The following is a 23,765-nucleotide window of genomic DNA, read 5'->3' as shown; positions in this document are numbered from 1 at the left end:
AGGGTCATCATTGTCGAGAAAGGTTTCGGCAAACTTAGCGCTGGTGCGGGCGGCGGGAATCGAACCCGCAAGGCTATCGCCGAGGGATTTTAAGTCCCTTGTGTCTACCAATTCCACCACGCCCGCTTGGCTCGGTGCCCCGTGTTTGTCACAAGCTTTTCGTCAAGACAATTGCACTGAGACGATTCTTCCCCGGAGGTCAGATGATCGAACGCATTGAAACCGGCATTGCCCCATCCAGCGCGCCCATCAATGATGCGGTGCGCGCCGATAAGCACCTCTGGCTGGTCGCCATCGCCGAGGACCCGGTCAGCGGCGAGATCGTCGAGGGTGGCATCGAAGCCCAGACGCGCCGCTGCATCGACAACCTCGCTATCGCGCTCAAGGCTGCCGGCGGGAGCCTGCGCAATCTCGTCATGGTGCAGATTTTCCTCACCGACAGCGCCGATGCTGCCGGCATGAACGCGGTCTATCGCGAATATTTCACCGAGCAGCCTTATCCCGTCCGCGCCACCGTGGTGGTCAAAGAATTGCTGGCGGCCGGGCTCAAAATCGAAATGACCGCCACGGGGGTGCTCGACTGATGCTGCTCAAGCGCGATCTGCTCGAAGACATCAAGGCTGGCAAGGTCGATCTCATCTTCCGCCGCTGGAACCGCCCGACGGTGAAACCTGGCGGGACGCTCAAGACCAAGGTGGGTCTTTTGTCCATCAAGTCGATCACCGACATGTCGTCCGATGACGTCACCGACGCGGAAGCCCAGCGCGCCGGGTTCAGCGATGTCGCCGATTTCCGCCGCTGGCTCGACACCATGAAGCAGGGCGAACTGTTCCAGCGTATCGAGGTGGGGTATCTGGGCGAGGCGTAGCGCCTAGAACGGCGTCGGCGCCACAAAGGTGGTGAACACTTCCGTGGTGGGGTGGGTGAAGCCCAATTCGGCGGCATGCAATTGCAGCCGGTCGGCAGCCGCCAGGTCGGCACCTTCGGAATAAAACGCATCGCCCAGAATCACATGGCCGATGGCCTTCATGTGAACTCTGAGCTGGTGGGTGCGCCCGGTGAGCGGGATCAGCCGCACGCGCGTGGCGTTGTCTTCGCGCTCGATCACGTGCCATTCGGTCTGCGAAGCGCGGCCATGCTCGTGGTCGACCCTTTGGCGCGGCTTGTTGAGCCAGTCGGTGGCGAGCGGCAGGTCAATCAGGCCGCTATCCTCTGCAATGATGCCCGACACCCGCGCGATATAGCTCTTGGTGGTCTGGCGGTGCTCGAACTGGCTGCCAATACGTCCGTGGGCACGCTTGTTGAGCGCCAGCACCAGAACGCCAGACGTGTCCTTGTCGAGCCGGTGGCACATGCCTGCGGTGGGATGGGTCTGGCGGGCGCGATGTTCGATGCAGTCCCACAGGCTCGGGTCCTTGCCCGGCACGCTGAGCAGGCCAGACTGCTTGTCCACGACCAATATGTCGTCATCGACATGGATGACGTTCAGGTACGGATCGGTGGGCGGGAAATAGTCTTTGAGCGTGGGCATGGCGGGCATCAGCTGGCTCTAGCAGACAAAGCGGGACTTGACCAAGGTTCTTGGCAGATATGCGGGCGGCGGCGTAGTGTCCATGCATGGAAACGGTGACCTTTGAGACAGCACTGGGATTGTTCGGCCTTGGTTGGACCGAGCGGGGCCTGGCCAGAGTGTTGCTGCCCGATACCTCACAAAAGGCGATGTTGGAGCGTCTGGGGCGCGACGGGGCGCAGCCGGGCGAGCCGACGCGGCTGATTGCCGGGATGATGAACCAGATCGAGGATTATGCAGAAGGGCTCGAAGTGCATTTCGGCGATGTCCCGCTCGATCTGGCCGGGGTCTCCGGCTTCCACCGCAGGGTCTACGAGCGTCTGGTGCAGGTGCCCTGGGGGCACACCATCACTTATGGCGCGCTGGCGCGTGAGCTGGGCGATCCCGGCCTGTCGCGTGCCGTGGGGCAAGCCATGGGTGCCAATCCCATTCCGCTGGTCATTCCCTGCCATCGGGTGCTGGCCAGCAATGGCAAGCCGGGCGGGTTTTCCGCGCCGGGCGGCACTGTCACCAAGGTCAAGATGCTGGCGATGGAAGGTGTCAATGTCGGCACACCGGCCGGTCAGATGAGTTTCGGATTCTAGTTTTCGGGTTCCAGTCATGGCCTATGCCTTCAAGCAGTCCAGTGGTGTTGCCGGCCAGGTGCGCGACATCGCCACCGAGCAGATCGACAAGGCATTGGAGGCAATTGCGGCCAATGAGGATTTCGACCAGACCGTCCATACGCTGCGCAAATCGTGCAAGAAGTTGCGTGCCCTGCTCAAGCTCGTGCGGCCGGTCTTTGACGCCTATGAAGCTGAGAACGAAGCCTTTCGGGCCATTGCGGACCGGTTCTCGGTAGCCCGCGACGCTGCCGTGATGGTTCAGACTATGTTGACCCTGGTTAACCAGTCCGGCGTGCGGCTCAGAGTCGATGGGGTGGGATCGGTGACACTGCTCGACCGGCTACGGGAGCGCGCTCGGCATCTGCGCCAGCAAATGGGCGAAGAGGAACTGCTGGCTCTGGCGGCGGCCGATTTCAATGCGGCGCGCACGCGGGTGCCGGGCTGGCAATTCGGCGCCTCGGGCATTGGCATCGTACAGCCGGGTCTCAAGGCCGGTTATCGCCGCTTTCGCAAGCGGCTGGCCAAGGCGAGAAAGACGCCCGAAGGCGAGGTGGTGCATGACTGGCGCAAGGCCGCTAAGGTCTGGTGGTATCACATGCGTCTTTACGAGCCTGCCGCGCCTGCGATCATGGAAAATCTCTGTGTGCGGCTCGATGAACTGGGCGAAACTCTCGGTGACCACCATAACCTGATGGTGCTGTCCGACTGGATCGTCTCCACGCGTGCGCCGGGTGACAGCTCCGCCGACACATTGCTTGCGATCATTGCCGAGCAACAGGCGGCGCTCAGCGAGAAGGCCTTCGTTCTTGGCCGCCAGTTTGCGGCGGAGCCTCCCAGCGGTGCGGCCAGGCGGTTCGATGCCTATTGGCAGCTTCTGGGATAGGGCGAAATGGCCTTGGAAATCGAACGCAAATTTCTGGTTGCCGGGGACGGATGGCAGCAGTCCATCACGGGCAGCAAGCGTCTCGTGCAGGGCTATCTCTCAAGCAATGCCAAGGCCACGGTGCGCATCCGCATCGCGGACGATCGGAAAGCAGTCCTGACCCTCAAGGGCCCAGCCGAAGGGATCAGCCGCGCCGAGTTCGAATATGACGTGCCACTGGACGATGCCCGGCAAATGCTCGCCCTGGCGCAGCCAAACGTTGTCGAGAAGACGCGATATCTGGTGCCGCATGGCGGGTTGACCTGGGAAGTCGATGTCTTTGCCGGCGCTCATGCCGGCCTGATCGTGGCGGAAGTGGAACTCGAGGCGGTCGATCAGGCGATCAACATGCCGGACTGGGCGGGCCCCGAGGTCAGCCATGATGACCGCTACGCCAATGCGAGCCTGGCGCGGGTGCCCGGCATTCCCCCTGTTACCCCTGACGCGGTGTAAGGGACTACTGCCTCGTCTCGCGGAGGATGCGGCACCATGAGCGAAAAGGCTGGGGATTTTCCCTAGACCCCATGCCATGGCTGGCGCAGCGGATCGCTTCGGCGGGCCGCCGCGTTAGCCTCCAAGGCAATGAAAGGGGGAAACCATGACCGACCAATTGCTGCATGTGATCGTGCGTAGCGTCGAATGGTGCGGTATCGCCATTATTGTGCTCGGCCTCATTGTCGGCACAGCGCGCTTTGCCATGCAATTGCGCACTCCGGACGCGCATGACCGGTTCCGCGCTTATCGCGCTGATATCGGCCGGGGTATCCTGCTTGGCCTCGAAGTGTTGGTGGCCGCCGACATCATTGCAACGGTCGCTATCGAGCCGAGCTTGAACAGCCTGGCGGTCCTGGCCGGCATTGTGGCAATCCGGACATTCCTCAGCCTGTCGCTGGAAGTGGAAGTCAGCGGCCGCTGGCCCTGGCAGCAAACGCGGGCGGAGGTCAGGCAACGGCAAGAGTCGCGGTGATTGTTCCATCGGCGGTCATTCTGCCGACGGTCACCTTGCCGCCCGACATGAACAGAGTGTTCGATCCCGATTTGGACCCAGCGCATGGCGGCGGCCTTCGAGCATCCCCATATGCAAGTAAACCAACAAGGAGATTGAAATGACCAAGGATTTTGCAGGCAAGGTTGCGCTGGTAACAGGCGCAGCGTCCGGCATTGGCGAAGCTGTGGCACGCCAGCTGGCAACGCGCGGAGCCAAGGTCGTGGTGGCAGATCTCAAGCTTGATGCGGCCGAGAAGGTCGTCGCTGCGATCAAAAGCGATGGCGGAGAGGCGGCGGCGGTGGCCGTTGATGTGGCACAGGCCGATCAGGTCGAGAAGGCGGTTCAGTTCGCCGTCGATACCTTCGGCAAGCTTGATCTGGGCGTGAACAATGCAGGCATTGGCGGCGCGGCGGCGCCGTTGGGCGATTACACGCTCGAGGACTGGCACAAGGTCATCGACGTCAACCTGAACTCCGTTTTCTATTCAATGAAGTTCGAGATTGCTGCCATGCTGCAGTCCGGCGGTGGCGCCATCGTCAACATGGCCTCCATTCTCGGATCGGTCGCCTTCCCCAATGCCCCAGCCTATATTGCCGCCAAGCATGGCGTGGTGGGCATGACCAAATCGGCGGCGATGGACTATGCCAAACAGGGCATCCGGGTCACGGCCGTCGGCCCCGGCTTCATCGATACCCCGCTTCTGGCCGCTCTGCCCAAGGACGATTACGACGCGCTGGCCTCCGCCCACCCGATTGGCCGCCTGGGCAAGTCCGACGAGGTTGCTGCCCTGACCCTGTTCCTGCTTTCCGACGCAGCGTCCAACATCACCGGCTCCTACCATCTGGTCGATGGCGGCTATGTTGCGCAGTAGGCGCGGCGTTCGCGCAGCCCTGTGGTCAAGGCACAATCGCTGACTCAATGGGGCCGATGGTGAATGTGCCATGGCCCCATTGCTCTATCCTGGCAAGAATGGTGTCGGCGTCGACGATTTGGTGCGCGTGATGCACACCGGGTTGCATCGGTCCGCTGAGAAGCGTGTCCGCCACCGCAACCGCCATGGCCGCCGTCACAGCGGCCTCCCTGCGTCCTTGAAACATGGCGCTGCGCAGCACGGGCCTATCGGCAGTCTGGCCGTGGGCGCGGATGGAAAGGACGCATTTGTCCGAGCCCGGCAGCGGCAAATGGCTGATCCGGTTGAAAAGCGCCTGGATAGTCCTGTTGCCCGCAAAGCGCCTGCCAACCCAAAACAAGAGCGTCGTCAGCAGCGCCCGGTCATAGGCAACGCGTGTGATGGCATTCGTGCCCGGCAGGGTGCGGCGCAGCACATGCTGGTCGGCGAAGTTCATGAAATAGGCGCGACGCCGACCGAAATCCGGACCGAAATCCATTACGGCGTCATCCCTTGGCGCATCGGGGTCGAACATCTGCGCCATCGACCAGGCAATGGCCGCGGTTCCGTGCTCGTCGCCTGTGCCCATCAGAATACCGATCTCGATCCTGTCCAGGTGATCCAGACCCCGCGCCGCGGCAATTGCCAAGAGATTTGACAGACCCGGCGCCAGTCCGACTGAAAACACCGCTGTGGTAGGCAAATCCAACGCTTCGGCCTTGCGAAAGAACGCGTCATCGGCTGTGACGTCAACGCAGGCAATACCGTGCTCACCAAGCGTTTGGAGAAAGGCCGTATCGGTCTGGTCGATACAGGTCACAACTAGGTCGACACCCTCGAGCGCTGCTGCCCAGCTCGCGCTCTGTCTTAAATCTATCATCCGCGCTTCGGCGCCGATTGCCTTGGCCTCCGCGCGGGCCTTTTCCAGACTGCGCCCGGCAATTATGACGGCGGTATCTTTACGATCGGCGAGCTGCTGCGCGATCTTGCTGCCGACAGCGCCATAGCCGCCGGCGATCAGGATGGTGGTCATGTCGAAAGCCTCCCTGAATTGGTGCCGCCAGTTGCTACACCCGCAGGGTTCGGCCGGACGATGCTACAGAACGCCGCTCCAACGTGGGAAGGTTGCGTTTTATTGCCAGCGCTTGAACTTTTTGAGGTGGTCGAGAGCCCCGGTGATTGTGCGCACGATCTTGTCGACGCTGTCGGTAATGGACACGTGCAACGTGTTTTCTTCGGCAGGGTCGGGCACTTCGAGCGTGGCGAACTGACTGTCGAGGAGGCTGGTCGGCATATATTCATGGCTGCGCTTGGCCATGCGCTCGCCGATGACCTCCCTGGTGCCGTCGAGGTAGACAAACAACACTGGTTCGCCGGCCTTTTCGGTAATGAAGTCGCGATAGATGCGCCTGAGGGCCGAACTGGCGCCGATAGCTACGTCCTTTTTCGCCGCTGCCTGGGTGAGGGCCGCCGTGTGAGCTTCCAACCAGGGCCAGCGATCTTCGTCGGTCAGCGGCGTACCGGCACGCATTTTTTCGACATTGGCCTCGGGATGAAACTGGTCGCCATCGAGGAATGGCGCATGCAGGGTGCGCGCGAGTGCTGCTCCCACAGTAGATTTTCCCGATGAGCTGACGCCCATCACGATGATGATGCGGGCCGGTTCAGACCGTGGCTGTGAAGGCGCCGTCGACATAGAGAATGTGTCCATTTACGAAACTGGAAGCGTCGGATGCGAGAAAGATTGCGGCGGGGCCCAGTTCCTCGACCTCGCCCCAACGGCCCATGGGGGTGCGCTGCTTCACCCAGCCATCAAAGGCCGGGTCGGCCATGAGCGCGGTGTTGAGATCGGTCTTGAAATAGCCCGGCGCAATGGCGTTGATGTTCAGCCCGCGCGGTGCCCAGTCAGCTGCCATGCCACGCGTGAGGTTGGCAATTGCCGCTTTTGCGGCGCCGTAAGGCGCGGCCGTGGGGCGGGCGTGATTGGTCAGGATCGAGCAGATATTGATGATCTTGCCCGTGCCGCGCTCCAGCATGTGCTGGGCAACAGCCTTGCTGACCGAGAAGGTGGAAACCACATGGGCGCTCAGCATGGCCTCGAAGTTCTCGTGGCCATACGTTTCCAGCGGCCCGCGGATCTGCATGCCGGCATTGTTGACCAGAATGTCGATGGGGCCAATCTGTTCCTCACAATGGCCGATGGCCTCGGCGACACTGTCGGGACTGGTTACATCGAAGGCCAGTGCCGAGACCTTGGCCCCGCTTGCGGCCAGATCGGCTGCGGCCTTGCCCAATGCCACTTCGTCTCGACCGTTGAGCACCAGTTCTGCTCCGGCGTCAGCCAGGGCAGTTGCCATGGCGAAGCCCAACCCGCGGCTGGACCCGGTCACCAGGGCCCGCCGGCCGGTGAGGTCAAATTGCGCTATGCCCCGCTTCATTGTTGGCCTTATCCTCCCAGTATGGCACCGTCCCCTTCGGGTGTTAGAGGACGCACCGATGCGATGCAAGGTTGGGGGGCGCGGCGCCGGACACATCGATTGTCATCGACCTGCCGCGCAGCAGGGTGGTTGAGCTGATCGAGACCTCATATTGCGAGGTCTTGGCGAGGTGGAGCTTGGGAGGCGATTGACTTGATCTTCCATACAAGGTGTGCGATCTGGCCGGAAATTGTGCAATCCGCCCTTCCTTCAAGGCGCGGATTGTGGTCATTTCCCGCCCGCGTGTCGTGCCCTCAAGCGCATGAAGTGAACACGGAAGAAATTTAGAAGGACTGTTTGTATGTCGACAGCAGATATCGGCCTTATCGGCCTGGCGGTCATGGGTTCCAATCTGGCCCTGAACATTGCCGAGAAGGGCTACACTGTTGCCGTTCACAACCGGTCAGCGGGCCGTATTGACGAGCATATGGCCGACGCCAAGGCCCAGGGCCTGGATGGCAATAGCATCCCCAAATATGACCTGGCCGAGTTCGTCCAGACCGTGAAGGCGCCGCGCTCGATCATCATCATGGTCAAGGCCGGCAAGCCGGTCGACGACATGATCGAGCAGCTTCTGCCGCATCTGGAAGCGGGCGACGCTATCATCGAATGCGGCAATTCGCTGTTCACCGACACCCAGCGCCGCTTCGATTATCTGAAGCCAAAGAATATCGGCTATCTCGGCGTCGGCGTCTCCGGCGGCGAAGAGGGTGCCCGCCATGGTCCCTCAATCATGGTCGGCGGCTCCAAGGAGCAGTGGCACAACGCCGAAGCGGTGCTGACCGCCATTGCTGCCAAGTTCAACGGTGAAAGCTGCTGCGCCTATCTCGGCGAAGGCGGCGCCGGCCACTTCGTCAAGACCATCCATAACGGGATCGAATATGGCGACATGCAGATGATCGCCGAGGTCTATGGCGTGATGCGCGACGGATTGGGGATGTCGCCCAAGGAATGCGCTGACGTCTTCAAGGAGTGGAACAAGGGGCCGCTCAATTCCTACCTCATCGAGATCACCGGCCATGTGCTGGATGCCGTCGATGACCAGACTGGCAAGCCGCTGGTCGAATTGATCCTGGACAAGGCCGGCCAGAAGGGCACTGGCGTCTGGTCTGCCATTGCCGCCCAGCAGATGGGCGTGCCGGCCACTGCCATCGAGGGCGCCGTTGCGGCCCGCTCGATCTCATCGCGCAAATCCGAGCGCGTTGCCGCTGAAGGCATTTATGGCAAGCCGAACCGCGCCAAGACGGAGGTGACCCTGGCCGATCTCGAAAAGGCACTGCTCGCCGGCAAGATCGTCTCTTACGCCCAGGGTTTTGCCGTTATCGCCAAGGCCTCGGAAGAAAATGGTTGGGCCCTGCCGCTCGCCACCATCGCCAAGATCTGGCGCGCCGGCTGCATCATCCGCTCGCGCTTCCTCGACCAGATGGCGTCTGCCTATGACAAGGGCGAGGCGGTCAACCTGCTCGTTGTGCCCGATTTCGTCGAGATCATGAAGGACAGCCACCCGAGCCTGCGCAAGGTCGTGGCCGCTGCTGCCGTGGGCGAATTCCCGATGATCTGTCTTTCGGCGGCGCTGAGCTATTTCGACAGCTACCGCCAGGCCCAGGGTACCGCCAATCTCATCCAGGGCCAGCGCGACTTCTTTGGCGCGCATGGTTTCGAGATCGAAGGCCGTGGCTCCGACCTGCACGGCACCTGGCCGTCGACGCTCGACAAATAGGTCAGACGAACCCGATCCTGCGGCCCGCAATCAGGACCGCGAGCCACAAGATGGAAGACGCCGCCGCCTGCCAGTGCAGGACGGCGGCGATTTCATTTGTCTCGATGGCCCTGCGCCAGGCCCGCCCGCGATCAACGCTCACCGCATTGGCAACGGCCAACACCAGGATGAAAAGCTTGATCAGAAAGGCCGGGTTGCCGGCATAATTGGCCGCCTGCACGCTGAACAGGGCCAGGCCCGTCACAATGGCCAGCCCGACGCCGAGCTTGGCGACCGCCGCCAGAAACGGACCCACGGCACCGATGGGGATATGGCGGGCCAAGCCGAGCAGGCGTGCATCCAGCGCCAGAATGGGACCGATGACCAGCCCGATCCCGAGAATATGAGCGGCATTGACCAGTAGATAGAGGACTGGGGCGCCGCGCAGGGCAACCGCGCCCGGCCAGTTCTGCAGTGCCTCCCACATGCGCTAGGAGGGGATGCGCTCGGGATAGATGTCGTAAACCGTACCATCGACGGTAATGCGGACCGCTTTCATGCGCGTCGCGCCATCGGCGTCCCGATTGCCCAGCGCCACGATTTCCTGGCCGACTTTGGCAGCGCCCTCAACGAATCCGGCGCGCTGGGTAGCCGAGGGGTTGCCCAGTTCCACGGTCCAAATTTCGCCGTCGGCGCCGACCTCGATGGTCGGATGCGGCGGGGCAATGGTGATGCTGGATATGGTGCCGGTCAATTCGATCATGCCGGCATCCGCCCAGCTCCAGCCATGATGCGCCATGGCTGAACCGGCCAGACCGGCAAAGGCCAGCGCGAGTCCCGCGCCCAAGATGCTGCGGCGTCCCATGTAATGAAAGCTCATGGTGGGTGTCCTCCGGGTTATTCCCCTGGAACGGCAGTGTCCTCCTCTTGATCCGAGCCAGCCATTCAACAAATCGCGATGCCCAGGGTCCAATCCTGTGCTGCGGGTTGTGCGCCTGCTCGTTAAGTCATCACTGCGTCATTTGGGCCGGTGCATACGTTGCCTGAGCCATTGTTATCCCCGAACCCAGTTCCGCCTGCATAATCCGTCCATCTCTCTCGTCAGGGCGGCCTGCAGCGACCAGTGGCGGGGGGAACCGCCGGGCGTGGGGCAGTCGCTTTCCTTCACGGTCTGCGGGTCGGCGGTTGAGGGCCTGGGCAGCATGGGCGGCACATTGCGCTGTCGTCCCCAGGATAGGCTTGCCAAGTTACCTGCTAACGAGAAAACCCGGCATCCCGAGACGGTTTTCGTCGCAGTTATTAGTTTCAGGGACGACGACCGTCTCGGGATGCCGCTCTATTCTTAGAACCGAGAGGTCCAGGGGCCGTGCGGATGCCTGTGCTGGAGAAATGGGCCCGTGCTAGAGCGCCCGGAACATCACATAGCTGTCCACATAGCCATGCGCCGGATGCTTGAAGGCCTTGGGCAGCGTGCCGACGATTTCAAAGCCCAGCTTCTGCCACAGCGCGACGGCGCCGGTATTGGTGGAGACGACATGGTTGAACTGCATGGCGCGGAAACCGCGTTGACGGGCCCGCTCGAGCGAGTGCAGGCACATGGTCCGGGCCACGCCCTGGCCGCGCGCCTCTGGCGCGGTCATGTAGCCGCAATTGGCCACATGGGCGCCGCCACCGGCCTGATTGGCCATCAGGTAGTAGGTGCCGACGATCCGGCCTTCGATTTCAGCCACGAAGACCTCATGGGCCGGCATAAGCCAATAGGCGCGGACGCCGTCTTCGCCCAGATTGGTGTCGATGGCATAGGTTTCTCCGGCGTCGAGCACCGGTTTGACGATGCGCAACATGGCCGGCCAGTCGGCGTCAATGGCGGGGCGGAGCGCTATTGTCATCATCATCTTCCAGTGGCGCCACACGTACCTGGCCCGGCGGCGCCATCTCTGGCGCATGCGGGTGGTCGGCAATGCTCGGGCGGCTGCCCAGTTCGAAGCGCCAGGCGGCAATGGCAAAGACGATCAGCGCAACCGCTACGCTGGCGCTGGCGGCAATGAAGGGGGCGCCGGGGAAATAGCCATGGGTGCCGGGGGTGGTGGTGTAATAGGAGAAAATCTGCGTCGCCGCGAGCGGACCGATGATCGTGGCCAGCGAGCTGGCAGCATTGACCGCACCCTGCAGTTCGCCCTGGCTGTTGTCCGGCACCTGGCGCGACAGCACGCCGTTGATCGCGGGCGGGGCCAGGCCGCTGATCGTGCCCACCAGAATGGCGAGATAGAGCATATATTCTTCGGTCGAGAAGGCGACGCCGGCAAAGGCAGCAATCGCCGCGAGCAGTCCGATCATGGCGACCGCCGGTTCGCCAATACCGCGCGACATCGGACCGGCCAGAACGGCCTGGCTGATGGCAAAGCCCAGCCCGAACGCGCCCAGCGTGCGGCCAATGATCGAGGAGGTGAAGTTGAACACTTCCACGGTGAAATAGCTGAACACCGTCGGCAAGGCCTGGGCCGAAAGCTGGAAGAAGAACAGGACGGCCAGCAGCCAGAGCACGGAAGGATATTTCTTGAGGGCCAGTACCGCGCCGAGGGGGTTGGCGCGGCGAATATCGAATCTGCGGCGCGAGGATTTGGGCAGGCTCTCGGGCAGGACGAACAGGCCAAAAAGGAAATTGGCAAAGGCCAGGCCGGCCGCCGCAAAGAAGGGCACGCGCGGGCCGAATTCACCCAATTCGCCGCCGATCACCGGGCCGATAATGAATCCGAGCCCGAAGGCTGCGCCGATCAGGCCAAAGCGGTGGGTGCGCTTATGAGGCGGGGTGATGTCGGCCATGTAGGCGGTGGCTGTTGCCAGTGCGGCCCCGGCAATGCCGGCAATGATGCGGCCCACGAAGAGGTACCAGACGAAGGGGGCAATCGACATCATCAGATAGTCGAAGGTCAGACCCAGCAGCGAGAGCAGCAGCACAGGGCGACGCCCGAAGCGATCCGAAAGATTGCCCAGCACCGGCGAGAAAACGAACTGCATGAAGGCATAGGCAAACACCAGATAGCCACCGATGACTGCGGCCTGGGCCACGCTGCCGCCGGTCAGGTCCTCGAGCAGCTCGGGCAGCACCGGCACAATAATCCCCACACCGATCATGTCGATCAGAATGGTGATCAGAATGCAGGTCAGGGTCAGGCGAGAGCGAATCGCAGCTTGCATGCGGTGGTTGTTACCTTTTCTTTGTTCCACCGGAATGGTGCGATGCAATTGACACGGCGGAAGCCGACAAGGCAAGGCCGGAGCCGATCACGGCGCGGGGCCGTCGCCCACGTCGTGAGAATAGATCCATGCAAGTCGCTTGAGATGGGCTCTAGGCCCCTGCAACCGCATGACAACGTTCCGCGCCAAGCTGAACGGCCAGGCCATATGAAATATGCGCCCATTCTCTGCCGAAAGTGCGGCAACCCGACGGGCGCGCGGCTGCCGGATGCCGGCATATCGGGACAAGGCGGTTTCGGCCGATTCAGTTCCCATCAACAGCGGCGCCAGGGTTGCCGCGTCCTCTATGCCCATGGCCGCACCCTGCGCCTGGAATGGCACCATGGCGTGGGCGGCATCACCAATGATGCCGATATTGCCATGATGCCAGAGCGAGGTGTCCACCGTGTACATGGGCCAGGCAATCCAGTTGTCCGCCGCCGCAGCCAGCAGAGCCTCGACCTTTGGGCCGGGTCGCCTTGCCTGTGGCTGAACGCCATCCGGGGGAATTGCGCCGGGCATGAACAAGGCCAGGTTCACTTGGCTGCGATGGGGCAGGGGGTAGCAAACCAGGTGAAAGCCGCCGCCGAAAAACACCGACACCCGATCCATGGCGATCTGTCCGCCAAGCGAATCGGCCGACACCAGCGTGCGCCAGGCAATGCGGTTGCGATATTGGGCGGCCGGGCCATCCAGAACGCCAATGCGGGTCTGGGAATGCACGCCATCAGCCCCGATGAACCCGTCGGCGCGCGCCGTGCGGCTTTGCCCATTGGCTTCATCGATGGCCACGGTCACCCCACGGGCGTGGGAAACCACGTCCCAGCTGCGCACGCCGAACAGGATATCGATATTGGCGAAGCACCTGCAGGCCTTGTAGAGCAGCTTCGCCAGGTCACCCCGGTGCATGACGGCATAAGGGGCGCCGAAGCGTTCGCGCATGATCGCACCCAGCTCCAAGCTGGCCAGCGGGTGCTTGCTGCCCTGCGCATAGACATCGAGCGCTTCGGGCTCGAGGCTGACCTGATCGATGGCGTCGCCCAGCCCGAGCCGATCGAGTACGCGGCGGGCATTGGGGCTGATCTGCAGCCCGGCGCCAAACTCCTGAATCGTTGGGCTGCGTTCGAGCACCACCACCGTCGCGCCAAACTTGGCCAGCGCAAGCGCCAAGGTCATGCCCGCAATGCCGGCACCTGCAATGACATAATTGCGGCCCGGACTGGGCATGGGCCTGCTCAGGCGGCGTGGGCCTTGAAGATGGCCGAGGCGGGGTTGGCATGACCCTCGCCCAGTTCAGCCTTGTAGATATAGAGCGTGGAGCAATAGGGGCACACGATCTCGTCATCCTTGCCCATGTCGAGGAAGACATGGGGATGATCGAACGGGGGGAGGGCGCCGACGCACTGAAATTCCTTGGACCCGATCTCGATGCTGCGCAGGCCTTCGGTATTGTGGAAATGCGGGGTCGAGCCGTGTGCCATGGTCGGGAACCTGGAGTGTGTTTGATTTGGCGCGACCATAGCCAAAGGCCTCAACCAAGAAAAGGGCAAAGGGCGCTTGATTTTGCGTCCTGAAGCCGCAACACCCGAGGGACTGAAAAGAGGATGCCCCATGCCCAGCTTCACCACATCCGGCCTGTCGATTGCCTATGAGGTTACCGGAGAAGGCCCGCCGGTCCTGCTCATTCACGGCTTTGCCTCAAGCGGCAAGGTCAATTGGGTCGATACCGGTTGGGTGGAGACGCTGACCGAGGCGGGTTATCAGGCCATCACGATTGATAATCGTGGTCATGGGCAAACGGACAGGCCGCATGATCCCGAGCTCTACTACCCCACACAGATGGCCGAGGACGCCCTGGCGCTGCTCGATCATCTGGGAATCGAAAAGGCGGCGGTGATGGGCTATTCAATGGGCGCCCGGATTGCCGCTTTCCTGGCGTTCCATCACCCCGAACGGGTCGTTGCAGCGATTTTTGGGGGCATGGCCATGAACCTGGTCAACGGGCTGAGCGACGGCAATGACATCATTGCCGGGTTGCGGGCACCGGATCTGTCTGACCTGACCCATCCCACCGCGCGGCAGTTCCGCATCTTTGCCGACCATACCGGTTCGGATCGCGAAGCGCTGGCGGCTTGCATGGAGACCTCGCGCCAGCCCATGGCACGCGCCGATGTGCGGCGCATTGAAGTGCCGGCGCTGGTGGCGGTAGGCGAAGAGGACGAGATGGCCGGCGGACCCGAGGAATTGGCCGAATTGCTGCCACAAGGTGAAGCACTCCTCATCCCCAGACGCGACCATATGCGGGCGACCGGGGACAAGGTGTTCAAGGCAGCGGCACTGGCGTTTCTCAGCGAGCATTGCTCCAGCGTGCCGGTTTCGTGAACCAAATGGGCAGCTTTGGCTTTGAACAGCGAATTGATGTAGATTATATCGTCATCTATCGATGAAGCGGAGACTCGCGACATGAGCGGCAATGCCAAGATTTCCTCCCAGATCCAGGCGGTCGACCCGGTTTGGGAGGCTGTTCGTGCCGGGGCTCGCCAGGTGCTCGATAACGAGCCGTTTCTTGCCAATCTGGTACTCTCTACCATTCTCAATCATGAGACCCTGGAAGAGGCGCTTGCGCACCGCCTGGCGACGCGCCTTGACCATGAAGATGTGTCGGCAGACATGATCCGCCAGGCTTTCGCGGAAACCCTGCGCGACCATCCCGAAGTCGGTCAGGCCGCCCGGGTGGATCTGGCTGCGACACTGGAGCGTGATCCGGCCTGCCACCGGGCCATTGAGCCGCTGCTCTATTTCAAGGGCTTCCAGGCGATCCAGACCCATCGTTTCGCCCATGCCATGCACAAATCGGGGCGAAGGGACTTCGCGCTTTATCTGCAAAGCCGTTCGAGCCAGGTGTTCCAGGTCGACATCAACCCGGCCGTGCCCATGGGTAAGGGCGTCATGCTCGACCATGGCACCGGGCTGGTCATAGGTGAGACCGCAATTGTGGGGGACAATGTCTCGATCCTGCAAAATGTAACGCTAGGCGGAACCGGCAAGGCGGATCAGGATCGGCATCCCAAGATCGGCAATGGGGTACTGATAGGCGCTGGGGCCAAGGTGCTCGGCAATATCAAGGTAGGTGATTGCAGCCGGGTCGGTGCGGGGTCCGTGGTGCTCAAGGAAGTGCCTCCGCGCACGACCGTGGCCGGCGTGCCTGCCAAGGTGATCGGCGAGGCCGGATGCGCACAGCCAGCCCTGGTCATGGACCAGATGGTGCTGGTGTACGACGGGGTCAAATAGCGCGGGCAAGCCACTCGGGCCAGTTGTTACCGGTAAATTGGTCCATGCGGGGGTTGTCAGGGTTTGTCGAGACACTAGATTGCCGCCTCAACGCAACCAGCAGGACATGTTCCCGTGAACCACCCCGAGATCATCAAGCTGCAGAAATTTCTGCAACGCACCTTCAACAATCGCAACATCGATGTCCGTCCGCGGCCGAAGCTGAACGATTCTGTTGAAGTGTTCATCGGCGAGGAGTCGATCGGCCTGATCCACCTCGACGATGAAGATGGCGACAAGTCCTATATGTTCTCCATGTCGATCCTGGACATCGACCTGGACGATATCGACTAATTGTCCAATGCGCCGATCTTGCCCAACCACTGGGCGAGCTCGGCGTCAAACTGACGCCAGGCGACCAGCGCCTCCGCGTCAAAGCTGAGGATGGCGGCCAGGCCGTTGGGCAAGTGTATTGTCCTCAAACAGCGATCCGAACGGCTCGGATCTGGCGCTGCGGCGCATTTGGCAACAAATGGGGCAGGCGAGAGTGGGTCGTACCAGACCGTTTCGTCTGCATATCCATCGGCGGCAAGCAGCGGCTTGCCCACCAGTCCGGGGATGCCGCCCACGGAGCCATCGGCAAATTGGTGCAAGTAGACCGCGTCGAGCAGCGCACCGCTGGCGCGCGCTGCACTGCGCGAAATCAGCGTCGCCTCGACCGGCGTTGGTTGCTGGCCGGCAATCAGCGGCAGAGCGAAAGTTAGATCGACTTGGCTGACAAAGCCGGGCTTGATGGTTTCGCCAAAGCGGAACCAGGTCGTGGGAACATGCAATTCCCGTCCTGCAACAGTCTGCGTTATCGGATCTGCATCAATCAGGCTGGGCAGGGGCCGCTGCGTATTTCGGGCCGCCTGGTCAACCAGGTAAGCCACGCCCACCGTCAGAAGCAGAACGATCAGCGCAATTCCGGCAAGGTTGTAGGCCATCTGGCCTTTGCCACCTTCCGAAGCGTTCGCATCGATGCCTGAGGCCGCCATGGTGGAAATTAACCAGAATTCTCGCTTCGGGGTGACATCCATTAGGAGGCGCAATATGCTTAACAAACAGTAAATATTCGCGCAGCATGGGCAGATGGCACGGGGATGGGCATGACCAGAGAACTTTTGCTTGCGGCGTTCATCATGGGCGTGGGTCTTTGCATAGCGGGGGCAGGTACGCACCTTTACCAGTGGGTTACGCGGCAGCAGGCCATGCTGCGCTGGGATGGCCGGTCTTATCTGGCCTCACTGGGCAATCTGGCGATGAGCTTCGTGTGCGGTCCCTACATCCTTCTCCAGGTGGGTTGGAGCCATGATGAGGATGGCACGATCTCGATGCCGTCTGTTCTAATCTCGGCCCTCGTGGCCTTTGGCTGGGCCTTCATAACTGGGCTCTTTTTCATGAGTATCTACGTGGCTCTTCGGCCATAATTGCAAGTCTACGCCTGGACGCAGCTAGGCCGGCCACGCTTGCGCATGACCGGCCTGGCTCTTCAGACCCCTATCAGGGATAGGATTTGGGCGGGGTCCGGAAACTTGTCAGTCGGCGGCAGCGACGACCAGAACGCGGTTGTCGATCATGTCGACCCATTGACCGGCATGAGCCTGTGACTGGCGCTTGATGAACTTGTAAGGCGTGTCGCTCCAGAGGCGGATCGTGCCGTCTTGGTTGTCGAGGACGAGGTCACCACGATCTGTGCGGGCGATCAGCACGGCGTGGCCGTTGCCATTGGCTTCCTTGACCACCGCGATCATCAGTGTCGAGGGGTGCCAACCCGAATTGATCAGGTCGCGGCGCTTGGCAAGCGCGAAGTCTTCGCAGTCCCCATAGCCGTTCGGGTAGGTCCAGAACTCGGCAACATTATAGAGATCCTGATCGGTGACCGGAATGACGTTCTGATTGTAGTAGGCGTTGACTGAAACGAGTTGCTGCCAGTTGCGATCATCCAGCACGGTCGCGGGCTCGACGCGGTCATAGCCACGGCATTCGGTCGGATTGGACCTGCAAAATTCCAGATGACCGACCGGGATCGAGGTCGTGCCCGAGCTGGTCTGGACATAGGCGATGTTGGTGAGGTCCAGCGCTGCGCTCGGAGTAGCCGGGGCGATTGCGAGGAGGGCGATGAGTAGCCCTGCCAGCCGGCCCTTCTTGAAAAAATTCATGGTGTCGTCTCCCTGATGGAGACCACACTAGGGATGGCCGATTGCCCCGATCCGAAAAGTGCCACGCAGTTTTTATGCGTGTTTTATCGATACTTATAAGGATTTGTTGACCATGACGGCGCCGGTGAATGCACCGGTGCATTCGCTCAGGCGCCTCCGCTCGTAAGCGGCACGTCGGTGCTTGCCCTGTCGGGGGTCAGTTCATGCGCAGGTTCTGCTGCACCACGGTCAGCATTTCCTGTGCGGCCACGAACTCCACGGCGACACCATTCTGGAAATGACGGACGACGCGGGCGCGCATGCGGCCCAGTGTGATGGGCGTACCCATGGCCGGACGCACATCGAGTTCGACGGCAGCGCCGGAGAGTGAGATGTCGATGATCTTGCAGTTGTAGCGGCGTCCATCGTCGAGCACGACGGTCGAATGGCGGATGTCGGGGACAACGCGCTCGTGGCGGCGGTCCTCGGGGAGATTGAGAATGTCTTTGTTGGCCAGCCAGGTGAGCTGGGCCGCCATCTTGTCGCGCTTGCGCGGCGATGCGCCGATATCCATGATGAATCCGCCATCAACCTGGGACAGGATGGTCCCTTCAACGCGCCCCAGATGATCAAGATAGGCGATGATCCGCTCGCCAACAATGCCGGGAACCGGGGCAATCACCACGGCATCGCCGGGGGACATGGACAGGACCTGGCACGGAAATTCACGACGGTCCGCCAGCATGTAGCGGCCTAGGATCGACACCTTGACGCGCTGGAAGCGGCGCTCTCCCGCGCCGGCGTGCAGACTGGTAATGGGCTGCGGAGCAGAAATGTCGTCATTGAGCATACGTCAACCTGTTCCACGCACTGGGGAAAACCACAGCAAACTTAGCCGGGCTTGGTTAACGCTTGATGAGAATTGGTCCAAATAGGTCGCTCAAAAGCGACCCATTCAGTTTCGGCCGCCGTCAATAACGGCAAGATGGGCGTAGCGGCGGGCGCTGCGGCCATAAACAGTAGTTGGCATGGCTGCGGGCTGTGCCGATGAACCATATTCGGCGTCGTTGACAACACTGGCCATGACTTCGCGTGCGGATTCTTCGGCCGGAACCTCGTCGGGCCAGATCAGCCGGAGGCCAGTGATGCGCTGTTCGAGGATAGGCTGCACGCCGAGCCAGTAGGGCTCCTCAACCGCCGACATCGCACCCAGAATGCGGGTATGGGTCGAGCCGTTGTGGCGCAGGGGCATGAGAATGGTCTCAAAGCTCACCTTGGTGTGCAGGGCCGTGGTGCCCTGAAAGGTGACCAGAGCCACGGCATGGTCTTCGGTGACGGCGCGGATCAGGGTGTCCATGGCGTCGCTGTCGCGGTCATGCCAGAGCGCAGAGAAGGAGCGCCCCTTCAATTCCCGGCAATAGCTGGTGCACAAATGTGAGCCGGCAAGGCGGAAGGAGAACTGGTCGGCGCTGTCGAGCTCAAGAATAAAGGTGTTGGCCAGCGCGTCACGAATGCGTGTCGGATCGATGTCGCGACGGTCCGGAGCGCTGCGGGAACCCCGAATCGTGTTCCAATAGGTATAGAGTGTCTTTGTGCTCTGCATCTGCATCGTTCGGACCCGCAATTTGAGGCGTCGAGGCATTCCATAAGAGGAGTCTGCCGCGCTTCGGGGACAATCGCAAAATGCAGCGCTCGTGGCGCGTTTAAAGGTTAGTTAAGGTTAACGTCTGTGGCCAAATGTGGAAAAGCGCAAGCAGGACGGCGGCCTGCCGGTGCCTCGGGGTGTTGCCGATGAATGAACAAGAGCGGGCGCCCGTATTCAAGGAGCCCGAGGGGCGTGAGCCGGTGTTTCTGCTGCCGGTGTCCATAACGGCCCTGGCTGGCATATTGATTGCTATTCATTTGGCATCAACCCTGGTTCTTAACCCTGAAGGCCAAGTGGAGCTGCTGCTGTGGTTCGCGTTTCAGCCCTACCGAATCGTGGTGGCGGGCATTGATCCGAGCATCGCCATCCCATTGATTTGGACGCCCTTCACTCATGCTTTCCTGCATGCCGGGTGGGACCATCTGCTGATCAATGTTGCCTGGCTGGTGATCTTCGCAACACCGGTGGTGCGCCGCTATGGGGCAGGGCCGATGGTATCCTTGTTCCTGATTTCAGCCTTTGGCGGCGCGGCGCTGTTCGCGGCAACCACGCTCTATAGCCAGGTTTACCTGATCGGCGCATCGGGAGGCGTGGCAGGCCTGACTGGTGCTGCCATTCGCTTCATGTTCCAACCGGTATTGATGGCCCGCGATCCCGAAACGGGCGAGGCGGTGGTGCTGGGTCGCCGGTTGGCGAGCCTGAGGGCGGTTTTTGCCAACCCGCCCTCGCGCCTTTTCACATTGATCTGGCTGGCGCTCAATGCGGCAGTTCCTCTGGTGCCATTGCTGACGGGGAGTCCATTATCCATCGCCTGGCAGGCCCATCTTGGCGGATTCGCCGCCGGCTTCCTGATGGTGCCGCTGTTTGAGCGGAAAACCTAAGCCCCGTACACATCCTTGGGGTTGAACAGGCGAGGCAGGCCGGTGTCTTCAAGCCGGCTTTCGCTTTGATCGGTCTTTACGCGCCGATAAAAGCAGGATTTGCGACCTGTGTGGCAGGCAGCGCCCCGTCCGGTCTGGCGCACCACCATGACCAGGCAGTCCTGATCGCAATCGGTGCGCAGCTCGACCACTTCCTGAAGTTCGCCAGAGGTCTCACCCTTCTTCCAGATCGCCTTGCGCGAACGCGACCAGTAGTGGGCGATACCGGTTTCCAGGGTCAGCGACAGGGTCTCGGCATTCATATGCGCGACCATCAGAATATGGTTGGTTCCATCTTCCAGTGTGACGACGGTCAAAAGGCCATGGGCGTCAAAGCGTGGGGCAAAGGTTGTGCCTTCTTCCAGCGTGGCATGATCAAGGGTCTTTGGGTCGGCGAAGGAGATGGTCATGATGCGCGCCATTGCTCGTGCGGATGCCGAGCCTCTAGCGCGCATCGGAGGCATTTACCAGTGTTTCAGTCCTTGAGACCGACCCAGATCTCAATTGTGCCGTGTCCAGTGCGCGGGTCGAAGTCGGGCCCGTAATACTCGACAAAGGATAGTCCTTCGGCCTGTTCGGCGTTTGAATTGGGCAACCAGTCACCATATATGGCCGCACAGGTGGCCCGGACATTGGAGACATGTCCCTTGTGGGTGAACCGCGCCCATTTGCGGGCCGGTATCGTCATTACGGTAAGTGGCGACGAAACGAGTGTATCAGGCGTGATCTGCACGCCCGGAGCGTAGTCGAACTGTCCGTCGCTCATATCCCCAACCACGCCATAGGCTGCGCCGGGAATGACGCCTTCGATACCGGGCACCAGCGGGCCAAAGCTGTTCCATTGCGCCGGAATGCCGGAGGGATTGTTGAGATCGTGCCGCCCGGGCAGGGCGGCGAGGCGGATTGCCGGCATTTTTTCAATGCGCGGCGGGTCGAGTTGGATATTGATAGCGGCTTCCATTCTGATGGCCTCCACGAGATTGAGGTGATCCAGAGAGCGTCTCTTACGAACCGTGTCGGGTGTCAGGCCGAACTGTTCGCGAAAAGCGCGGGTGAATGCCTCGTGCGAGCCATATCCGGCATCGAGCGCCACCGAGAGAATGTCGGGGGCACCGTCCGCCAAGGCCTTGGCCGCCTCGGTCAAGCGGCGGCCGCGCAGATAGCCGGAGATTGTGTAGCCGGTGGCCAGCGGAAACATGCGGGACAAATAAGTTGGGGCCAGGCCTGTCGAGCGGGCCAGTTCATCCAGGCCGATATCCTCAGGGAATCGACTTTCCAAAAACCAGAGGGCTCGAACAATGGCAGACATGGGTAACCTCGCAGTGAGACAGCGAGTCTATGCCATATCAAAATACGCTGCGTTTGATCGGGCTTGCCTTTTTGGCCCTAGCGATGACCGACCATGGCAAAGAAGCGATCCTGTTCCTGACGGTCTTCGGCAAAAACCCCGGTAAAGCGGTGCGTGACTGTCTTGACGTCATGAGCCTTCACGCCGCGCATGGTCATGCACATGTGCTCGGCTTCGAGCAGGACTGCTGCGCCGCGCGGCCCCAGATTTTCATTGATGGCATCGATGATCTGCGCCGTCATGGTTTCCTGAGTCTGCAGGCGACGGGCGAAAACTTCTACCAGCCGAGCCAGCTTTGAGAGGCCGACGACACCATCATGGGGGAGGTAGGCGATGTGGGCCTGCCCGTAAAAGGGCACCATGTGGTGTTCGCAATGGGCATAGAAGGGGATACCCTTGACCAGCACCAGGTCGTCATAGCCGCCGACTTCCTTGAAGGTCTTGGACAGGACTTCGCCGGGGTTCTGGTCGTAGCCGGCAAACAGTTCGCCATAGGCCTTGACCACACGTGCCGGCGTGTCCAGCAGGCCCTCGCGACCGGGGTCGTCACCGGCCCAGGCGATGAGCGTACGCACGGCGGCTTCCGCTTCATCGCGGCTGGGGCGCGTCACCGGCGCGTCAGGGGTAACGGGCTTGAGCGGCTTGACTTGGGCGTCCATGAGGTCCGGCTCCTTGCGTTGCGACCGATGCTCACTACGCGACGAACGACGCGTCGGATTTCGACAGGAGCACAATCCCCTGACAGTCGGATGGAGAACCCCTATATAGAAGCGGAACGAGACCGGAACAAGAAACAGAATTGTCGCGATTATGGAGCTGAGCGATCTCTATTCCGAAAAAATCCTCGACCTTGCAGGGAACGCCACTCAGCCAGGCCGTCTGGCCGATGCGGATGTATCGGCGCGTAAGGTCAGCCGCGTTTGCGGCTCCGTGATCGAGGTCGACCTTGTCGTGCGCGACGGGGTGATTGTCGGCTATGGCCACGAGATTTCGGCCTGTGCGCTGGGGCAAACATCGGCGGCCGTGGTGGCGCGGGAAATTGTCGGAACACAAGTTGGCGCGTTTCTGGACGTGCGACAGGCCATGCACGACATGCTCAAGGCCGACGGGGCGCCGCCCTCGGGAAAATGGGAAGATCTCAAATATCTTGAGCCGGTGCGGGGCTATCCAGCCCGTCACATGTCAACCCTTCTGGTGTTTGATGCCGTCGCTACGGCGCTGGAAAAGCTTGAGTCCAACCAATCGGTTGCGGTGACCGGCTGATGGATCGATTCATCGCCTTGATGTGGCGAGTCATCGACCTGCCGTTCAAGGTCGCGGCCGTTTTTCTGATTACGCTCTACCGCTACACGCTTTCGGCCTTTATCGGGCGCACGTGCCGACACCTGCCGACGTGCTCGGAGTTCACGAGCACTGCCATCTGGACATTTGGCTTCTGGCCCGGCGGCTGGATGGGGCTGGCGCGGTTCTGGCGTTGCCGCCCGGGCGGGACGCATGGATATGATCCTGTGCCGGAGGCGCTGCCGGCAGAGGGGCGATGGTATTTGCCCTGGCGCTATGGGCGTTGGCGGGGAGACAAGCATGACCATGTTAAAGGGTAGCTGCCTGTGTGGGGCGGTAACTTATGAGGTCGAGGACGCGTTCGAGGCGGCCTTTTATTGCCACTGCTCCCGATGCCGGCGCGCGACGGGGTCGGCGTTCAAGCCCATGGCTTCGATTAAGACTGGCAGGCTGCGGCTGGTGCAGGGCGAGGCAAACGTTCTTATCTTTGGCGACCCTGCGGACACACATGATGTGCATTGCGGGCAGTGTGGCTCGTTTCTCTATTCGGTGATCGCGGAAAACGGAAACACGCATGTCGCCATGGGCACGCTGGTCGATGACCCCAAGGTGCGACCATCGTTTCACATGTTTGTCGGCTCAAAGGCGCCCTGGCACGAGATCACCGACAGCCTGCCGCAGTTCGAGGGTTTGCCGGGTTGAACGCCAGCTTGAGGCTGGCATTCGGCTCTTTT

General features: G+C 61.5%; 33 protein-coding genes and 1 tRNA gene. 16 read left to right on the top strand and 18 right to left on the bottom strand.

What is annotated here, in order from left to right:
* Positions 1 to 41: 41 nt before the first annotated feature.
* Positions 42 to 126 (bottom strand) — tRNA-Leu (locus GO014_RS05795).
* Between the two features lie 77 nt (positions 127 to 203).
* On the opposite strand from GO014_RS05795, the gene GO014_RS05790 reads away from it, so the two are divergent.
* Positions 204 to 584 (top strand): RidA family protein, encoded by a 381-nt coding sequence (locus GO014_RS05790; protein ID WP_157289445.1) that lies wholly within the window; start codon positions 204 to 206, stop codon positions 582 to 584.
* A complete protein-coding gene (locus GO014_RS05785) occupies positions 584 to 868 on the top strand; it encodes an ASCH domain-containing protein (protein WP_157289444.1) in 285 nt (94 codons plus the stop codon). Before GO014_RS05790 ends, GO014_RS05785 begins: the two co-directional genes overlap by 1 nt.
* Positions 869 to 871: 3 nt before the next feature.
* On the opposite strand, the gene GO014_RS05780 is transcribed toward GO014_RS05785, so the two are convergent.
* Positions 872 to 1,540, bottom strand: coding sequence for an RluA family pseudouridine synthase (locus GO014_RS05780; protein ID WP_157289443.1), 669 nt, complete (start codon positions 1,538 to 1,540; stop codon positions 872 to 874).
* A gap of 77 nt (positions 1,541 to 1,617) precedes the next feature.
* Here GO014_RS05780 and GO014_RS05775 point away from each other — a divergent pair, with 77 nt between their 5' ends.
* The 5 genes from GO014_RS05775 (at position 1,618) to GO014_RS05755 (ending at position 4,956) form a co-directional block, all read left to right on the top strand.
* Entirely contained in the window at positions 1,618 to 2,154 is a 537-nt protein-coding gene (locus GO014_RS05775) for a methylated-DNA--[protein]-cysteine S-methyltransferase (RefSeq protein WP_157289442.1), read from the top strand.
* A 16-nt stretch (positions 2,155 to 2,170) separates the two neighbouring features.
* Positions 2,171 to 3,058, top strand: coding sequence for a CHAD domain-containing protein (locus GO014_RS05770; RefSeq protein ID WP_157289441.1), 888 nt, complete (start codon positions 2,171 to 2,173; stop codon positions 3,056 to 3,058).
* Positions 3,059 to 3,064: 6 nt separating this feature from the next.
* Positions 3,065 to 3,550, top strand: coding sequence for a CYTH domain-containing protein (locus tag GO014_RS05765; RefSeq protein WP_157289440.1), 486 nt, complete (start codon positions 3,065 to 3,067; stop codon positions 3,548 to 3,550).
* A 145-nt stretch (positions 3,551 to 3,695) separates the two neighbouring features.
* On the top strand, positions 3,696 to 4,064 hold the full coding sequence (locus GO014_RS05760) for a DUF1622 domain-containing protein (protein ID WP_116588694.1): 369 nt from the start codon (positions 3,696 to 3,698) through the stop codon (positions 4,062 to 4,064).
* 139 nt (positions 4,065 to 4,203) lie between these two features.
* Entirely contained in the window at positions 4,204 to 4,956 is a 753-nt protein-coding gene (locus GO014_RS05755; protein ID WP_116588447.1) for an SDR family NAD(P)-dependent oxidoreductase, read from the top strand.
* A gap of 25 nt (positions 4,957 to 4,981) precedes the next feature.
* Here the strand turns inward: GO014_RS05755 and GO014_RS05750 are convergent, their stop codons facing one another.
* From GO014_RS05750 to GO014_RS05740, 3 genes are all read right to left on the bottom strand, one after another.
* The gene (locus tag GO014_RS05750) at positions 4,982 to 6,007 is read right to left on the bottom strand and encodes a saccharopine dehydrogenase NADP-binding domain-containing protein (protein WP_157289439.1); all 1,026 of its coding nucleotides are present in this window, start codon (positions 6,005 to 6,007) and stop codon (positions 4,982 to 4,984) included.
* Between the two features lie 99 nt (positions 6,008 to 6,106).
* Entirely contained in the window at positions 6,107 to 6,670 is a 564-nt protein-coding gene (locus GO014_RS05745) for a gluconokinase (protein ID WP_157289438.1), read from the bottom strand.
* Positions 6,639 to 7,412, bottom strand: a complete 774-nt coding sequence (locus GO014_RS05740; protein ID WP_157289437.1) for an SDR family oxidoreductase — start codon at positions 7,410 to 7,412, stop codon at positions 6,639 to 6,641. The genes GO014_RS05745 and GO014_RS05740 overlap by 32 nt, the downstream gene beginning before the upstream one ends.
* A 340-nt stretch (positions 7,413 to 7,752) precedes the next feature.
* Here GO014_RS05740 and gndA point away from each other — a divergent pair, with 340 nt between their 5' ends.
* On the top strand, positions 7,753 to 9,171 hold the full coding sequence (gene gndA / locus GO014_RS05735; RefSeq protein WP_157289436.1) for an NADP-dependent phosphogluconate dehydrogenase: 1,419 nt from the start codon (positions 7,753 to 7,755) through the stop codon (positions 9,169 to 9,171).
* 1 nt (position 9,172) lies between these two features.
* Here the strand turns inward: gndA and GO014_RS05730 are convergent, their stop codons facing one another.
* The 6 genes from GO014_RS05730 to GO014_RS05705 all read right to left on the bottom strand — a co-directional run bounded on the left by GO014_RS05730 (position 9,173) and on the right by GO014_RS05705 (position 13,868).
* The gene (locus GO014_RS05730) at positions 9,173 to 9,637 is read right to left on the bottom strand and encodes a DUF2214 domain-containing protein (protein WP_157289435.1); all 465 of its coding nucleotides are present in this window, start codon (positions 9,635 to 9,637) and stop codon (positions 9,173 to 9,175) included.
* Between the two features lie 3 nt (positions 9,638 to 9,640).
* Positions 9,641 to 10,030 (bottom strand): DUF6152 family protein, encoded by a 390-nt coding sequence (locus GO014_RS05725; protein ID WP_425482055.1) that lies wholly within the window; start codon positions 10,028 to 10,030, stop codon positions 9,641 to 9,643.
* Between the two features lie 520 nt (positions 10,031 to 10,550).
* Positions 10,551 to 11,033 carry a GNAT family N-acetyltransferase gene (locus tag GO014_RS05720; protein WP_343030846.1) on the bottom strand — a complete coding sequence of 161 codons (483 nt, stop codon included), beginning with the start codon at positions 11,031 to 11,033 and terminating at the stop codon, positions 10,551 to 10,553.
* Positions 11,011 to 12,348 carry a TCR/Tet family MFS transporter gene (locus GO014_RS05715; protein WP_157289433.1) on the bottom strand — a complete coding sequence of 446 codons (1,338 nt, stop codon included), beginning with the start codon at positions 12,346 to 12,348 and terminating at the stop codon, positions 11,011 to 11,013. Before GO014_RS05715 ends, GO014_RS05720 begins: the two co-directional genes overlap by 23 nt.
* 87 nt (positions 12,349 to 12,435) lie before the next feature.
* On the bottom strand, positions 12,436 to 13,614 hold the full coding sequence (locus GO014_RS05710) for an FAD-dependent monooxygenase (RefSeq protein ID WP_157289432.1): 1,179 nt from the start codon (positions 13,612 to 13,614) through the stop codon (positions 12,436 to 12,438).
* A gap of 8 nt (positions 13,615 to 13,622) precedes the next feature.
* On the bottom strand, positions 13,623 to 13,868 hold the full coding sequence (locus GO014_RS05705) for a zinc-finger domain-containing protein (protein ID WP_116588456.1): 246 nt from the start codon (positions 13,866 to 13,868) through the stop codon (positions 13,623 to 13,625).
* 130 nt (positions 13,869 to 13,998) lie between these two features.
* Between GO014_RS05705 and GO014_RS05700 the strand changes: the two genes are divergently transcribed.
* The 3 genes from GO014_RS05700 to GO014_RS05690 all read left to right on the top strand — a co-directional run bounded on the left by GO014_RS05700 (position 13,999) and on the right by GO014_RS05690 (position 16,011).
* The gene (locus GO014_RS05700) at positions 13,999 to 14,769 is read left to right on the top strand and encodes an alpha/beta fold hydrolase (protein WP_157289431.1); all 771 of its coding nucleotides are present in this window, start codon (positions 13,999 to 14,001) and stop codon (positions 14,767 to 14,769) included.
* An 81-nt stretch (positions 14,770 to 14,850) separates the two neighbouring features.
* Positions 14,851 to 15,678: a serine O-acetyltransferase gene (gene cysE, locus GO014_RS05695; protein ID WP_157289430.1), complete on the top strand. Its 828-nt coding sequence runs from the start codon at positions 14,851 to 14,853 to the stop codon at positions 15,676 to 15,678.
* 114 nt (positions 15,679 to 15,792) lie between these two features.
* Positions 15,793 to 16,011, top strand: a complete 219-nt coding sequence (locus tag GO014_RS05690) for a DUF3126 family protein (RefSeq protein WP_104894041.1) — start codon at positions 15,793 to 15,795, stop codon at positions 16,009 to 16,011.
* Here the strand turns inward: GO014_RS05690 and GO014_RS05685 are convergent.
* On the bottom strand, positions 16,008 to 16,736 hold the full coding sequence (locus tag GO014_RS05685; protein WP_157289429.1) for a hypothetical protein: 729 nt from the start codon (positions 16,734 to 16,736) through the stop codon (positions 16,008 to 16,010). The genes GO014_RS05690 and GO014_RS05685 overlap by 4 nt on opposite strands.
* Before the next feature lie 69 nt (positions 16,737 to 16,805).
* On the opposite strand from GO014_RS05685, the gene GO014_RS05680 reads away from it, so the two are divergent.
* A complete protein-coding gene (locus GO014_RS05680; RefSeq protein ID WP_157289428.1) occupies positions 16,806 to 17,126 on the top strand; it encodes a DUF6949 family protein in 321 nt (106 codons plus the stop codon).
* 108 nt (positions 17,127 to 17,234) lie between these two features.
* On the opposite strand, the gene GO014_RS05675 is transcribed toward GO014_RS05680, so the two are convergent.
* The 3 genes from GO014_RS05675 to GO014_RS05665 form a co-directional block, all read right to left on the bottom strand.
* Entirely contained in the window at positions 17,235 to 17,858 is a 624-nt protein-coding gene (locus GO014_RS05675; protein WP_157289427.1) for a transglutaminase-like cysteine peptidase, read from the bottom strand.
* A 196-nt stretch (positions 17,859 to 18,054) separates the two neighbouring features.
* On the bottom strand, positions 18,055 to 18,687 hold the full coding sequence (locus GO014_RS05670; RefSeq protein ID WP_157289426.1) for a PilZ domain-containing protein: 633 nt from the start codon (positions 18,685 to 18,687) through the stop codon (positions 18,055 to 18,057).
* Between the two features lie 105 nt (positions 18,688 to 18,792).
* Positions 18,793 to 19,440: a PAS domain-containing protein gene (locus GO014_RS05665; protein WP_157289425.1), complete on the bottom strand. Its 648-nt coding sequence runs from the start codon at positions 19,438 to 19,440 to the stop codon at positions 18,793 to 18,795.
* Positions 19,441 to 19,628: 188 nt separating this feature from the next.
* On the opposite strand from GO014_RS05665, the gene GO014_RS05660 reads away from it, so the two are divergent.
* Positions 19,629 to 20,363, top strand: a complete 735-nt coding sequence (locus GO014_RS05660) for a rhomboid family intramembrane serine protease (protein ID WP_157289424.1) — start codon at positions 19,629 to 19,631, stop codon at positions 20,361 to 20,363.
* Here the strand turns inward: GO014_RS05660 and hisI are convergent.
* From hisI to folE, 3 genes are all read right to left on the bottom strand, one after another.
* Positions 20,360 to 20,812, bottom strand: a complete 453-nt coding sequence (gene hisI / locus GO014_RS05655) for a phosphoribosyl-AMP cyclohydrolase (protein WP_157289423.1) — start codon at positions 20,810 to 20,812, stop codon at positions 20,360 to 20,362. The genes GO014_RS05660 and hisI overlap by 4 nt on opposite strands.
* Before the next feature lie 65 nt (positions 20,813 to 20,877).
* Positions 20,878 to 21,711: an AraC family transcriptional regulator gene (locus GO014_RS05650; RefSeq protein ID WP_157289422.1), complete on the bottom strand. Its 834-nt coding sequence runs from the start codon at positions 21,709 to 21,711 to the stop codon at positions 20,878 to 20,880.
* Between the two features lie 77 nt (positions 21,712 to 21,788).
* Positions 21,789 to 22,409: a GTP cyclohydrolase I FolE gene (folE, locus tag GO014_RS05645; protein ID WP_116588466.1), complete on the bottom strand. Its 621-nt coding sequence runs from the start codon at positions 22,407 to 22,409 to the stop codon at positions 21,789 to 21,791.
* Positions 22,410 to 22,560: 151 nt separating this feature from the next.
* On the opposite strand from folE, the gene GO014_RS05640 reads away from it, so the two are divergent.
* The 3 genes from GO014_RS05640 to GO014_RS05630 are packed head-to-tail and all read left to right on the top strand — an operon-like array spanning position 22,561 to position 23,733.
* Entirely contained in the window at positions 22,561 to 23,013 is a 453-nt protein-coding gene (locus GO014_RS05640; protein WP_116588467.1) for an iron-sulfur cluster assembly scaffold protein, read from the top strand.
* Positions 23,014 to 23,033: 20 nt separating this feature from the next.
* Positions 23,034 to 23,351, top strand: coding sequence for a membrane protein insertion efficiency factor YidD (gene yidD, locus GO014_RS05635; protein WP_425482062.1), 318 nt, complete (start codon positions 23,034 to 23,036; stop codon positions 23,349 to 23,351).
* On the top strand, positions 23,332 to 23,733 hold the full coding sequence (locus GO014_RS05630; protein ID WP_157289420.1) for a GFA family protein: 402 nt from the start codon (positions 23,332 to 23,334) through the stop codon (positions 23,731 to 23,733). Before yidD ends, GO014_RS05630 begins: the two co-directional genes overlap by 20 nt.
* Positions 23,734 to 23,765: the final 32 nt, after the last annotated feature.

Origin of the sequence: Devosia marina, assembly GCF_009758415.1 — a bacterium.
Classification (GTDB): domain Bacteria; phylum Pseudomonadota; class Alphaproteobacteria; order Rhizobiales; family Devosiaceae; genus Devosia; species Devosia marina.
Note: the sequence above shows the minus strand (reverse complement) of the source record. Positions and strands in the feature narration are given on the sequence as shown.